Annotated in this window: 13 protein-coding genes; 8 read left to right on the top strand and 5 right to left on the bottom strand. The window is 59.6% G+C overall.

The window, feature by feature from the left end; translation table 11 throughout:
- Window positions 1-34 precede the first annotated feature (34 nt).
- From J5Y17_RS10905 to J5Y17_RS10895, 3 genes are all read left to right on the top strand, one after another.
- Window positions 35-478, top strand: coding sequence for an Lrp/AsnC family transcriptional regulator (locus J5Y17_RS10905; RefSeq protein WP_219785283.1), 444 nt, complete (start codon window positions 35-37; stop codon window positions 476-478).
- 74 nt (window positions 479-552) lie between these two features.
- Complete coding sequence (locus J5Y17_RS10900; RefSeq protein ID WP_219785282.1) at window positions 553-1191, top strand: FMN-binding negative transcriptional regulator; 639 nt, start codon at window positions 553-555, stop codon at window positions 1189-1191.
- Window positions 1192-1319: 128 nt separating this feature from the next.
- A complete protein-coding gene (locus J5Y17_RS10895) occupies window positions 1320-1553 on the top strand; it encodes a hypothetical protein (protein WP_219785281.1) in 234 nt (77 codons plus the stop codon).
- A 51-nt stretch (window positions 1554-1604) separates the two neighbouring features.
- On the opposite strand, the gene J5Y17_RS10890 is transcribed toward J5Y17_RS10895, so the two are convergent.
- Both J5Y17_RS10890 and secG read right to left on the bottom strand, forming a co-directional pair.
- On the bottom strand, window positions 1605-3248 hold the full coding sequence (locus J5Y17_RS10890) for a CTP synthase (protein ID WP_219785280.1): 1644 nt from the start codon (window positions 3246-3248) through the stop codon (window positions 1605-1607).
- A gap of 260 nt (window positions 3249-3508) precedes the next feature.
- Window positions 3509-3871, bottom strand: coding sequence for a preprotein translocase subunit SecG (secG, locus tag J5Y17_RS10885; RefSeq protein WP_219785279.1), 363 nt, complete (start codon window positions 3869-3871; stop codon window positions 3509-3511).
- Between the two features lie 352 nt (window positions 3872-4223).
- On the opposite strand from secG, the gene J5Y17_RS10880 reads away from it, so the two are divergent.
- Complete coding sequence (locus J5Y17_RS10880; protein WP_219785278.1) at window positions 4224-5519, top strand: adenylosuccinate synthase; 1296 nt, start codon at window positions 4224-4226, stop codon at window positions 5517-5519.
- Window positions 5520-5523: 4 nt separating this feature from the next.
- Complete coding sequence (locus tag J5Y17_RS10875) at window positions 5524-5763, top strand: DUF2842 domain-containing protein (protein ID WP_219785277.1); 240 nt, start codon at window positions 5524-5526, stop codon at window positions 5761-5763.
- 68 nt (window positions 5764-5831) lie between these two features.
- Here J5Y17_RS10875 and J5Y17_RS10870 read toward each other — a convergent pair whose 3' ends face one another.
- The gene (locus tag J5Y17_RS10870) at window positions 5832-8201 is read right to left on the bottom strand and encodes a hypothetical protein (protein WP_219785276.1); all 2370 of its coding nucleotides are present in this window, start codon (window positions 8199-8201) and stop codon (window positions 5832-5834) included.
- 132 nt (window positions 8202-8333) lie between these two features.
- Between J5Y17_RS10870 and J5Y17_RS10865 the strand changes: the two genes are divergently transcribed.
- On the top strand, window positions 8334-9035 hold the full coding sequence (locus J5Y17_RS10865) for a thiamine diphosphokinase (RefSeq protein ID WP_219785275.1): 702 nt from the start codon (window positions 8334-8336) through the stop codon (window positions 9033-9035).
- Here the strand turns inward: J5Y17_RS10865 and J5Y17_RS10860 are convergent.
- Together J5Y17_RS10860 and J5Y17_RS10855 are read right to left on the bottom strand one after the other, a co-directional pair.
- Entirely contained in the window at window positions 9032-9964 is a 933-nt protein-coding gene (locus J5Y17_RS10860; protein ID WP_219785274.1) for a DMT family transporter, read from the bottom strand. The two genes, J5Y17_RS10865 and J5Y17_RS10860, sit on opposite strands and share 4 nt — an antisense overlap.
- Before the next feature lie 84 nt (window positions 9965-10048).
- Window positions 10049-10417 carry a YbaN family protein gene (locus J5Y17_RS10855; protein WP_219785273.1) on the bottom strand — a complete coding sequence of 123 codons (369 nt, stop codon included), beginning with the start codon at window positions 10415-10417 and terminating at the stop codon, window positions 10049-10051.
- A 183-nt stretch (window positions 10418-10600) separates the two neighbouring features.
- Between J5Y17_RS10855 and rpiA the strand changes: the two genes are divergently transcribed.
- Together rpiA and gor are read left to right on the top strand one after the other, a co-directional pair.
- The gene (rpiA, locus tag J5Y17_RS10850) at window positions 10601-11386 is read left to right on the top strand and encodes a ribose-5-phosphate isomerase RpiA (RefSeq protein WP_219785272.1); all 786 of its coding nucleotides are present in this window, start codon (window positions 10601-10603) and stop codon (window positions 11384-11386) included.
- Window positions 11387-12094: 708 nt separating this feature from the next.
- Window positions 12095-13456, top strand: a complete 1362-nt coding sequence (gor, locus tag J5Y17_RS10845; protein WP_219785271.1) for a glutathione-disulfide reductase — start codon at window positions 12095-12097, stop codon at window positions 13454-13456.
- The last annotated feature ends 25 nt before the right edge of the window (window positions 13457-13481 follow it).

The following is a 13481-nucleotide window of genomic DNA, read 5'->3' as shown; positions in this document are numbered from 1 at the left end:
TGCAAGTGAGGGTATTTTGCAATGAAGCACGGTTATGGATCTCATTGACGAAAAGATATTGCGTGAGTTGGGGCGAGACGGGCGATTGAGCAATCTCGATCTGGCCGAGCGCATCGGGCTGTCGCCATCGGCCACCTCGCGGCGCGTGAGTGAACTTGAGCGCTCAGGCGTGATCCGGGGCTATCGGGCCGTCATTGATCGCGATCAGGTCGGCCAAGGGTTTCTGGCCTATATCACCGTCGGTCTCTCGGAGCACAATAAGGCGTCGCAGAAAGGCTTTGAGGCGGCGATGGAGACCGCCTTCGAGGTTAAGGAATGCCACAACATTGCGGGCGCGTTTGAGTATCTGCTGCGTGTCGAGGCTGCGGATTTGAACGCTTACAAACGCTTCCATACCGAGGTTTTGGGCACCGTTCCGAATGTGGCCTCGATCACGTCTTATATCGTAATGGAAAGCCCGAAAGACCTGCGCGGGTGATCCGCTTTTTTGAGTCTTTCTTGCTGCTATGAAGGGGCAGGCGTGATAGGGCCGGAGCAACAGGAGGCCGCGCCATGTATCGACCGAACAATTCCGCCATCGACGACCCCGCCACGCTGCGCCATGTGATGACGGAGATCGGCTTTGCCTCTCTTGTCACGCCGCATGACGAAGGCATCGAAATTTCTCATGTGCCTGTTGTGGTGCGCGAGGAGGCCGGCTCGACTGTGATCGAAACCCATCTGGCGCGTGCCAATGCGCATTGGAAACTGACGGGCGCGCGATCGGTTTTGATTTTTCAGGGGCCGCAAGCCTATGTCTCGCCGTCATTTTACCCCTCGAAACAGGTGGATGGCAAAGTCGTGCCAACCTGGGCCTATATCGTGGTGCATGCCCATGGCGCGTTCGAGGCGTTCAACGACCCGGAGGGGCTTGGCGCGCATCTCGAGGCGCTGACCAACCGGCACGAAGTGGGACGCGCGGAGCCATGGGCCGTGTCCGACGCTCCCGTGCCCTATGTGGCGGCGCTGAAACGTGGCATTGTGGGGGTGCGGTTCCGGGTGTCCAGGCTTGAGGGCAAATGGAAGGTGAACCAGCACAAAAGCGCTGCGGACCGGCAGGGCACTTATGCTGGGCTGATGCAGTCGGGCGAACAGGGCGTCGATCTGGCGCAGGCGCTTGGCAGCTTCCCTTCGGGCAGCGCCGCGGAGTGAGCTGTCGCAGTTATGGATTTCGCTCTGGCTGAAAGATTGTCGGGACGGATGCGTGAAATCAATTTTATCGCAATCATAACTGGTTAAACTGGGATCAAGTCGTCACGTCAAAGCGAAAGGGGCACGCCATGCTTCAGGATAAAAAATCCGACCTCGACTCTGAGAAACAGAAACGAACACTGACCCGCTTGGTCACGGCGCTGAGCGAGGCGCATCCTGAGCTTTACTACCAGTCGACAGCGGAGATCGCGATTCTGGTCAAAGAGGCCATTGATGAGGGCAAGGCGCTGAACGGTGAAGAGCGTCAGCTGATGCAGCGTCTGTCCTTGCGCGATATTGAGGTGCTTCTGAGCCTGCATTGAATGCAAAAAGGCGCCCCGAAGGGCGCCTTTTTCAAATCTCTATCGCCAGCCTCACACCAGCCGCGAATTCTCTTTCGCCGCGCGGATAAAGTCGCGGAACAGCGGCGCCGGTGCGAAGGGTTTGGACTTCAGCTCCGGGTGATATTGCACGCCGATGTACCAGGGATGATCCGTGGCTTCGACAATCTCAGGCAGGCGCCCGTCCGGCGACATGCCGGAGAAGATCAGCCCGCATTTTTCAAGCTGTTCACGGTATTTCGTGTCCACCTCATAGCGGTGACGGTGACGTTCCTCGATCTTGGTCGAACCGTAAATCTCGGCGACTTTCGAGCCCTCTTTGAGGCTCGCGGTATAGGCACCAAGACGCATGGTGCCGCCTTTGTCGTCATCGGCCTTGCGCTGGACGGTGTGATTGCCCTGCACCCATTCTTTGAGGTGGTACACCACCGGCTCGAAACGCTTTTTCCCGGCTTCATGGTCGAATTCCTCGGAGCCAGCGGTGGTGATCCCCGCGAGGTTCCGCGCCGCTTCGATCACGGCCATTTGCATGCCGAGGCAGATGCCGAGATAGGGCACTTTGCGCTCGCGGGCGAATTGCGCCGCTTTGATCTTGCCTTCGGTGCCGCGCTCGCCAAAGCCGCCGGGCACGAGGATGGCGTCGAAGCCCTCAAGATGCGGCGCTGCGTCTTCGCTGTCGAAGGTTTCCGCATCGACCCATTCCACATTGACCTTCACCCGGTTGGCCATGCCACCGTGGGTGAGTGCTTCTGCGATGGATTTATAGGCGTCTTCGAGCTGGACATATTTGCCGACGATGGCGACTTTGACCTCGCCCTCGGGGTTGAAAATCCGGTCGGCCACGTCATGCCAGACCGACAGGTCGGGCTTCGGCGCCGGCGCGATGTTGAAGGCGTCGAGCACGGCCTGATCAAGACCTTCGCGGTGATAGGCCAGCGGGGCTTCGTAAATGGATTTCAGATCGGGGGCCGCGATCACGTCCTCTTTGCGGACGTTACAGAACAGAGCGATCTTTTCGCGCTCTTTCTCAGGGATCGGATGCTCGGACCGGCACACAAGCACGTTCGGCTGGAGGCCGATGGTGCGCAACTCTTTTACGGAGTGCTGTGTCGGTTTGGTTTTCAGCTCGCCGGAAGCTGCGATGTAGGGCAGCAGCGTCAGGTGCATGAAGATACACTGGCCGCGCGGGCGGTCTTGGGCGAACTGGCGGATGGCTTCGAAAAAGGGCAGACCTTCGATGTCGCCCACGGTCCCGCCGATCTCGCAGAGCATGAAATCGACCTCATCATCGCCAACGGCGAGGAAGTCTTTGATCTCGTTGGTGACATGCGGAATCACCTGAATCGTCTTGCCGAGGTAATCGCCGCGACGCTCTTTCTCCAACACATTGGTGTAGATGCGACCGGAGGACACGGAATCGGTCGACCGGGCCGAGACGCCGGTGAAACGCTCGTAGTGACCGAGGTCAAGATCGGTCTCCGCACCATCGTCGGTGACGAAAACCTCGCCATGCTCAAACGGGCTCATCGTGCCGGGGTCGACGTTCAGGTAGGGGTCCAGCTTGCGCAACCGCACCGAATAGCCACGGGCCTGCAGCAATGCGCCCAAGGCGGCAGAGGCGAGACCTTTGCCAAGAGAAGAAACCACACCGCCGGTGATGAATACGTAGCGTGCCATGGGCTGGAGATGCTCCCGTGATAGTCCGAATTCTTGTTCTAAACGTTGCTCCAATGACCATTTGCGCCGATCTTTCGACCGGCTGGCCCCTGCTCAAAACAACGTTGTTCACGGGATTTAAGAAGTAACAGATTCGGCCACCCCGCGCAACCAAACCGCAACATGTTGAGGGGAATTTCCCCTCAACTCTCAAGGTCTTGTTAATCTTTGAGAAAGATCAGTCCGGGCGCGCGATGATCACCTGCCCGAAAGTCCCGCGCTTAGTCGGCGCGCGGCGGAGCCAGCGGTGCGTCCGAAGACGACGGCGGCAACAGATCGGACCCGGACGGCAACGCGGGCGCATCCGTGGAGGCCGGTGCCGCATCATCAAGCACAACCCCATCCATCACGGAGGAGCTTGCGGCCTCTTGGCGCGCCAGAACTGTCAAGGTGATCGACGTTGCGATAAAGCCGATGGCGAAAATCCAGGTCAGCTTGCCCAGAGCAGTCGCTGCCGCGCGGCCCGTCATGACGTCGCCGCCACCGCCCATGCCAAGGCCGCCACCTTCGGATCGCTGCAAAAGCACAATGCCAATGAGGCATAGCGCGAGGATCAGGTGGATGACGAGAATGACATTTTCCATGGATCAGGCCTTTGGGGACGTTCGATGGGGCTACTTAAGGGGTCTCATGCGATCGCGCAACCCCGAATGGAGGGCCAAAAGCCAAGGGCGTGGCTTTTGCGCGACCATCGCCCGCCTCGATCTCCAAAAGCGCCGTATATAACGTGTCACCGTAAGGCAGTTTAAGTTGTGTAAGGTCGAAGTGAGTGATGGATCAAAGCCTGGTTAAGAACGCTGCCGCTGTCCGCCCGGAAAGCGGCGGCAATTTTCTCTACGGTGGCCGGTCGTGATTGCGCGCTCGATTTAATGGTTTCATCAGCCGGTGTGGGTCGCTATACAGCGACGGGTTTTCATCCGATCATAAGGACTCACTATGGCTAACGTCGTCGTTGTCGGCGCCCAATGGGGTGACGAGGGAAAAGGCAAGATCGTGGACTGGCTCTCCGAGCGCGCAGATGTGATCGCGCGCTTTCAGGGCGGTCATAACGCGGGCCACACGCTCGTCATCGACGGCAAGGTTTACAAGCTGAACGCGCTGCCGTCTGGTGTGGTGCGCGGCGGTAAGCTGTCGGTCATCGGCAACGGTGTCGTGCTCGATCCTTGGCACCTCGTGAAAGAGATCGCCTCGATCCGCGAGCAGGGCGTCGAGATCACGCCGGAGACGCTGATGATCGCGGAGAACACGCCGCTGATCCTGCCGATCCACGGCGAATTGGACCGCGCCCGCGAAGAGGCTGCGTCGAAAGGCACCAAGATTGGCACCACCGGCCGCGGCATTGGCCCGGCTTACGAGGATAAAGTGGGCCGCCGCTCCGTGCGTGTGGCCGATCTGGCCGACGAAGAGACGTTGATCGCCCGCGTCGACCGTGCGCTTCAGCACCATGATCCGCTGCGCAAGGGTCTCGGCATCGAGCCGGTGGATCGCGAGCGTTTGATCAATGATCTCAAAGAGATCGCCAAAGAAATCCTGCCCTACGCAGCGCCCGTTTGGAAAGTGCTGAACGAAAAGCGCAAAGAGGGCAAACGCATCCTCTTCGAAGGCGCCCAAGGCGCGCTGTTGGACATCGATTTCGGCACCTATCCCTTTGTGACCTCGTCTAACGTCATCGCCGGTCAGGCGGCGACGGGCGTGGGTCTTGGCCCGAATGCGATCAACTATGTTCTGGGCATCGTCAAAGCCTACACCACCCGCGTGGGCGAGGGTCCGTTCCCGACCGAGCTGAAAGATGCGGATGGTCAGCGTCTGGGCGAGCGTGGGCATGAGTTCGGCACCGTCACCGGACGTCAGCGCCGCTGTGGCTGGTTTGACGCCGCTCTGGTGCGTCAGACCTGCGCGACCTCGGGCGTGACCGGGATTTCGTTTACGAAGCTCGACGTTCTCGACGGCTTCGAGACGCTGAAGATCTGCGTGGGCTATGAGCTGGACGGCAAGACGCTCGATTATCTGCCGACTGCCGCGGAAGAACAGGCGCGCTGCAAGCCGATCTACGAGGAAATGCCGGGCTGGTCCGAGTCGACTGAAGGCGCGCGCTCTTGGAACGATCTGCCGGCGAACGCGGTGAAATACGTCCGCCGCGTCGAAGAGCTGATCGAGTGTCCGGTGGCTTTGCTGTCCACCAGCCCCGAGCGCGAAGACACGATCCTCGTGACCGATCCCTTCGTGGATTGATCCGATGGCGCTGAGCTACAAAGCCCGGCGCCGTCTGGCGCTTTTGGTTCTGGTGCTGGGGCTGCCGGCCTATATCGTGCTGGCGGTCACGCTCGTGAACCTGTTTGAGCGCCCCTCGATCTGGGTCGAGTTTGGCATCTATGTCGGGCTTGGCGTGCTTTGGGCCTTTCCGCTCAAGGCGGTGTTCAAAGGCATCGGTCAGGCCGATCCGGACGCGCCGTCCAAGCAAGACCAAGACAGCTGAAGAGCAAAACCGCGAAAGCAAAAGGCCGCCCCAAGGGACGGCCTTTTTTGTTGTGATCGGCGCGAGGCTCAGTTCGGTTTGAACCGGGTGCTTTCGGCGACCGAGAATTGGCCGCGGCTCAGCTTGCGGATCTTGCCTTGGCGCAGGAGCTGACCGAAGGAACGCAGGCGCTCTTCGACCGGCAGCTCCTCGGGCATCGCCTCTTGTGCCAGATGCATGATCTGCGGGCGTGTCACGGTTTCGCGGCCCTGCACGAATTTGCAATAGGCGGTGGCCGCCTCCAACAGTTCCGGCAGGCTTTCGGCGCCCTGAGATTCGGCGAAATCGGCAAAGCTCGTGCCGCTCTCGGGGGCATTCGATGAGATGGCATCGGCTTCGTCGAAGTTCTCCGTCTCCTGCACGGCCAAGGCGCTGCGCGACACCCGGCGCGGGCGCACGGGGGTGATGTTTGCACCACCGGGGACCTCGGTCGGCGAGTCGATTCGCTGTTCGGAGACCAGCATCAGGGGCGGCAGGTTCCGACGGGTCTGTTGGATGCCTTCCGGACGGGTCGGGCGCACGACGCGGGCCAGATCTTCTTTGTAATCTTGGGCTTCGTCTTCCTCGACCTTTTTGTTTTTGTCCGCTTTCTCGGCGCGGATGGCGCCCACGGCGGCCTTGAGGTGCTGGATTGCGTTACGGCGGCGGGTGTTTTCGCCCTTTGCCATTTCGCGATCCGTCTCGTCCATCAGGCGCGACATGGAGGCGTCGGAGGCGTCGAACACATTGGTGGCGTCCGCTCCATCCTCTTCCGTGGTGTCCTCCGAGGTCGTGTTGTCTTCGAAGAGGGTCGTTTCCGGTTCTGCGTCGTCAGCGGTCTCGGTTTCGTCCGTCTCTGCGCCAATGGCGGAGACTTCGGCGAGCTCACGCATCAGATCGTCTTCGTCCTCAGCGTCGAGCGTGGAGGAACCCAACTCGCGGCTCAGTTCGGCGGCGAGAGCGTCGTCGGCGTCTGCTTCTGCAGCCGTTTCCACGCTGTCGATATCCGCGTCCTCTGCGTCGGCCTCAGCCTCTGCCTCGAAATCAGCGCGGCGCATTTTCACGACACGGGCGCGCACGCGGCGCAATGGGTCATTTGCACCCTCGTCTTCGACCTCGTCGGACGCCTCATCCGCCGGGCGGGTCGCCTCGGCGATGTCGGCGGCCAGATTCGGGTCCATTTCGTGCAGATCTGTATCGGCATCCTGAAACGGGGTCTCTTGCTCTTCGATCTCTTCGAAGGCCTCTTCCGGGGTCTCGTCCGTCAGCGAGGACAGAACGTTGCCGAGGGTCTCGTCTTCATCAGCTTCGGCCTCAACGGCGTCCTCTTCGATTTCTTCGAGTGCGACAGTTTCGACCTCTTCCGGTTCGTCCAGATCCTCAGCGGCGATCTCGGCATTCATTTCGGCCAGGATAGCTGCAGCCTCTTGAAACGGGGCTGCCGTGCTGGACACTTCTTCGGCTTCGGCTTCGGCTTCGGCTTCGGCTTCGGCTTCGGCTTCGGCTTCGGCTTCGGCTTCGGCTTCGGCTTCGGCTTCGGCTTCGGCTTCGGCTTCGGCTTCGGCTTCGGCTTCGGCTTCGGCCTCGGGGGCAGGGGCCTCCGGCGTGATCATGTCGACTTCAGGCTCGGCGTCCTGCGCCTCTTCGAGAGCAATCTCTTCGACGCTTTCCTCGATCTGAGGCTCTTCGATGTCAGCCTCTGCGACAACTTCCTCAGCGACATCTTCGGCAACCGCGTCTTCAATCGCCTCGAGGGAGGTTTCGACGGGGGACGCCTCTTCGATGATCTCTTCGGCCTCTTCCGCGACGTCCTGCACGGGCTCTTTGGCCAGCGGGGCGCCGAAATTCATGGAATCGCTTTGATCTTCGGCGAAATCGGCTTGGTTGCGCTGAGCGACGGCGGCGCGGATGCGCTCGAGTTTGTCGGCGATGGAACTGCCCGCAGCCAGAGAAGGCGTGGCAGAGGGAGCGGCAGGAGACGTGGGCGCGGTGCGGGGGGCGGGCTGAGCAGCAACCGGTTTCACATCTTCCTTGGGCGCTTCCTGAGGGGCCACGACGGAGGCAGCTTCAGGGGCCGGAGCCGGGGTCGGCGCGTTCTCGACAGGGGCGGATCGGACGGGGGCAGCGTGCGGCGCAGTTTCGGCACTTACCGCGCCTTGACCTTCGCCCATCTGACGCAGGACCAGACCTCCCTCTTGCACGCGGGCCTCGACCCGGCGCTGGATTTCTTTTTCCGCGATAGAACTCAGCATCTGCGGGTCCGGCGTCGGAGGCTCCGCGCCGAAGTACCGGTCGTCGGCTGCAAGATCGCGGAAATATTCCGCGATGGACCGCATCGTGTTGAAGGGATCGTCGAATCCCTCCAGCGTACAGGAGAAAGTCCCATAGGATACGGTCAGAATTTTACTGTCACTTACCATGCCTCAACTCGCTTTCTGACTTGCTCAGCAGCTCCTTGTTTACCATGAATTGGTTCCGAAATCGGAACAGAACAAGGAAATGGTCGTGATCTTTTCCTGTCCAAAATGTGGCAAAGGGGTTAACCGTTTCTTATGAAAACCATCGAACCCGTTCTAATCACTGAGAAAAACGTCACTTTGCTCGGAGGGGGCACAATTTGTGACAGGTTGCTGCATGACACGATTGTGCACGCGCCCTGTCTTGTCGCGGCGGATGGTGCGGCGGGGCGGGCTTTGGCGCTTGGCCATCGCCCTGAGCGAGTCATCGGTGATTTCGACAGTCTGACGGCTGAGACGCGCGCAAAGATCCCTGAAGAACGCCTGATTCATGTGCCCGAACAAGACAGCACGGATTTCGAAAAATGCCTGACGCGGGTGGTGGCGCCGATGATCTTTTGTGTGGGCTTTACCGGCGCACGGATTGATCATGAATTGGCGGTTTACGCAACACTGACACGGTTTCCGAACAAACGCTGCGTGATTTTGGGGGCGGAAGATGTGTGTTTCATGGCGCCGCCGGAGCTTGTGCTCAGAGTCGAGCGAGGGCAACGCGTGTCGCTCTTTCCGATGGCGGCGGTGACTGGGCGCTCTAAGGGACTGCGCTGGCCGATCAAGGGTTTGGATTTCGCGCCGGACGGTCGAATCGGCACCTCGAACGAGGCGGTTGAGACAGAAGTCCGTCTGGAATTTGACCAGCCGGGGATGATGGTGATTCTGCCGCGTGAAAATTGTGACGCGGAGCTGGTGGCGCGGCTGATCGCGGCGCCGGACTGGCCGGACGAATCCTCGCTTTAGAAGGCGGTCGGGTCGCCCGGCACGGCAGGCTTCTTCAGGTTCACCCGCTCGCGATGGATCAGGTAAAGCCCTGCGGCGACGATCACCGCGATGCCGAGCCAAACCATGGGCGACGGAAAATCGCCAAAGATCAACAACCCCGCGAGCGTCGAGAACGCCAGCTCCAGATAGGCCAAAGGCGCGACGGTGGCCGAGGGCGCGAGGGTGAGTGCGAGCGTTAGCCCCTGATGCGACAGCGTGGCGGCAATGCCGACGCCAATGAGCCAGAGCCAAAAAATGCCCTGTGGCATCACAGGGTCAAGGGGGCCGCCAGAACCATCGAAGATCACCAGCAAAGGCAGCGCGACGATAAGGGCGGCAAGCGCGGTGGTGCTTTGTAGCGCAACGGGATGATAGTGGCGCAAGGCCCGCGTCACCAACATGTAGCAAGAGAAAAAGAACCCGGCGGCGAGCGGCAAAAGTGCTGCGGAGCCGAAATTCAATAGGCCGGGGCGCACGACGATCAACACTCCGACAAAGCCGACCAAAGCGGCAAGGATACGGCGCGGGCCGACCTCTTCGCCAAACAACATCCAGCCGAGAAACAGGATGATGAAGGGCTCGACAAAAGTGATCGCCAGCGCATCGGCCAAGGGCATGATCGACACGGCCCATACAAAGGCAAAGGTCGCCGCCAGCGTGAACAGACCGCGCAGAAAAATCAGCGCCGCATCTCGGGCCGAGTGCAGCATCGGCAAACGCATCGTCAAGGCGATGGGCAACAACAGAGCGCCCTGCACCAGAAACCGCGCGGCAGTGATCTGGCCGACCGCATGTTCGGCGGCGGCGAGCTTGGCAAAGACGTCGATCACCGGCGCGACGGCGCAGTAAATCAGCATCATTGCCATGCCCAGAAGCGGGCGGTCTTGTTTGGGGCTGGTCTGTGTCATGCGCCCATTTGCCGCGCGCTTTGGGCCGGATGCAAGCGTTGTGGCTGTGCGTCTCTGGCCGTGAAGTGAGCGCGAACGCTCACCTCACGCGTCCGGTCGCGTCAAAATGTAGAGCGCACCGATGGCGATGAGAGTGGCTTGAAGCCCCAGAAAGAGCGGGGCGATGCGCAGGATCAACGTCGGGATAAAGCTCGACAGCATCATCGTGATCGAAAGCGCCTTGATCCGCCTTGGAATAGCGCCGGTCTCTTCCCACGCGCGGATGCCGGGGCCGAAATGACCGTGATCCAACAACCACTGGCGCAGGCGCGGCGAACCTTTGGTGAAAAAGAAGGCGGCAAGGATGAGAAAAATCGTGGTCGGCATCACCGGTAGGAACACGCCGATAAAGCCCAGCACCACGCAGAGCGCGCCAAGCGTCAGATGAATGAATTTCACGATCCGGTCCGTCATGGGGAGAGCCTGGCACATGTGTCTTTCGAAATCATCTACGCCAGTTGTCGCGGCTGTCCAGTGAGAGGGCGGGAGAATGGTCACGCGGGGCTTGAATTTATCTATCAAAACAAGCCGCGCGGGCCTATAACCGGCAGGAATGCGCCACAACCTTGCCGCCTGAGTTCAAATCGGAGTTTTCCCATGTCCGACACGCTGTCTCCTATCGACACCGCCAAGTTCGTCGCCGCGAAAAAGGCGATGGATTATGTCGAGGACGGGATGAAGATTGGGCTGGGCACCGGCTCGACCGCCGAGTGGATGGTGCGTTGTCTGGGCGAGCTGGTGCGCGAAGAGGGGCTCAATATCGTGGGGGTCCCGACCTCGTCGCGCACGGCGGAGCTGGCGCGTCAGCAGGGAATTAGGGTGATCTCTCTGGATGAGGCGAAATGGCTTGATCTGACGATTGACGGCGCGGACGAATTCGACGGCGAGTTGAACCTGATCAAGGGCGGAGGCGGTGCGTTGTTGCAGGAGAAAATCGTTGCGACCGCCTCGGATCAGATGATCGTCATCTCGGACGTGTCCAAACAGGTCGATACGCTGGGCGCCTTTCCTCTGCCCGTCGAGGTGATCCCCTTTGGCTGGCAGACGACGAAGGCGCTTGTGGAGGAAACATTGGTGGCGATGGAGGTTTTGGGTCATCAGTCGACGCTTCGAATGAATGGTGAAGCGGCTTATGTGACCGACGAAGGCAACCATATCATCGATCTTCATTTGCAACGGATCGGCAACGCGCGGCAACTCGCGCTCGTGCTCAATCAGATCCCCGGCGTGGTGGAAAACGGGCTCTTCATCGATATTTGCGACAAGGTGATCATTGGCCATGGTGACGGGCGGGTGACGATACGCGACATTATCTCCGGTGAGGAGAGCGAGGATCGGGTCGAATTCGAAGAGAGCGAAAATATTTTCGCTGATCTCGACTGAGACCCAAAAACTTGCCCTTTGGGAACCGGCTTTTGAGATGTTTCTAGGCAGGATTTTTGAAGCTAAAATTTACTCTGCGACCTGCGCAAGCGGGTGACATTTTAAAGGAGATGATATTGCGGTCTATACTATTTCTTGCCGCGCTCGGTTGTTTGAGCGGATGCCAAGGCGAGACCTTTAGTCGTTTCGAAGTGGTCTTGAAAGACGACGCGTTACATGAAGCAGAGGTCTACAGGGAAACCAAGGCTCAGCTTCTAGAGCAGATGCCCGAAATGGGAGGCCGTTGCTCTGTTGAGGAGCGCTCCACAATATGTCGCTTCCCGGATCAATTCGGACAGCCATCGACAGAGATTTCCGCGGAACATGGACAAAACGGTGAAGTGACCCTGAGCGTCGCGTCGACTTTTCGGAATAAAACGCCGCCGGTCGGAAGCGAGAGTGAGCGATATGATCTTCATATGCGTTTGGTGGCATGGGTGAAGACAAAATCTGTCAGTTTCTATAATTTGTAAGTATTTATAACAAGTCGCCGAAGTGATCTGTTCACCTTGGCGGTATATTGTGCAAGTTGCGCGTGTCGTGGAGGGCACTGCGTCTCATCGCCTGACCATAACCGCAAGGACCCCATGCGGCTTTCGCGGGGTTTTCCTTTGCGGGCAAACCGCCTACATCTGTCACAACTTTAGAATTGTTCAAAAGGCGGGACTGATGGATTTCGACTATGATCTCTTTGTGATCGGCGGTGGCTCTGGCGGCGTGCGCGCGGCGCGCTTGACGGCGGCTGGCGGGCAAAAGGTGGCGATGGCGGAAGAATTTCGCATGGGCGGCACCTGTGTCATTCGCGGCTGTGTGCCGAAGAAACTCATGGTCTTCGCCTCGCAATATTCCGGTCATGCGGAAGATGGTAAGAAATACGGCTGGGACATCCGCATCGGCCAGTTCGACTGGGCGCATTTCCAAGACAACCTGAAGGCTGAACTGTCGCGTCTTGAAGGCATCTATACCAAGAATGCCGGCAACGCGGGGGTCGAAATTTTGCACCAGCGCGCCACCGTCAAAGACCCGCACACGGTCGTGCTGGCCGATGGGACGGAGAAGACCGCGAAACACATCCTGATCGCTGTGGGCGGCACGCCCTTTGTGCCGGACAATGTGCCGGGGATCGAACTGGCGATCACCTCAAACGAGATTTTCGACATTCCCGAACTGCCGAAACGCATCCTGATTGTCGGCGGCGGATATATCGCTTGCGAATTCGCCTGCATCTTCAACGGTCTCGGTTCGGACGTGACGCAATATTACCGCGGAGCGCAAATCCTGCGCGGCTTTGATGACGAGGCACGCGGTCATATCGCGGAACTGATTGACGGGCAGGGCATCAACCTGCATGTCGGCACCGATGTGGAGCGTTTGGAAAAACGTGACGATGGCATCTGGGTCAAGGCCACGGATGGCCGCGAAGGCACCTTTGATGTGGTGCTCTACGCCACGGGCCGCAAGCCGGCGACGGCGGGGCTGGGCCTCGAAGACGCGGGTGTCGAGATGGGGCGCTATGGTGAGGTCAAGGTGGATGAGTATTCCCAGACCAATATCCCCTCGATCTTCGCCGTGGGCGATGTGACCGACCGTATCCAACTGACGCCGGTGGCGATCCGCGAGGCGGTGGCTTTCCACGAGACCGTGTTCAAAGGCAATCCGATGAAGCCCGACCACGCCAATGTGCCTTCCGCGATCTTCACCCAGCCGGAATATGGCGCCGTGGGTCTGACCGAAGAGCAAGCCCGCGAAGAGGGCCCTGTCGAGGTCTATTCCGCCGCCTTCCGCCCGATGCAGAACAGCTTTATCGAGAAAAATGAACGCGTGATGTTCAAACTCATCGTCTGCTCTGACACGCGCAAGGTTTTGGGCTGTCACATCATCGCGCCGCATGCGGGCGAAATGATCCAGCTTGCGGGTGTGGCGGTGAAAATGGGCGCCACGAAGGAAGATTTCGACGCCACCGTGGCGGTGCACCCGACCATGGCCGAAGAGATCGTCCTCATGAAAGAGCCGATCCGCGTTCATAAGTGAAGGATTGCGGGGATTTAAACGGGCT

Source organism: Celeribacter sp. PS-C1 (assembly GCF_019429625.1).
In the GTDB taxonomy this organism is placed as follows: Bacteria; Pseudomonadota; Alphaproteobacteria; order Rhodobacterales; family Rhodobacteraceae; genus Celeribacter.
This window is presented reverse-complemented; position numbering and strand designations above follow the sequence as displayed.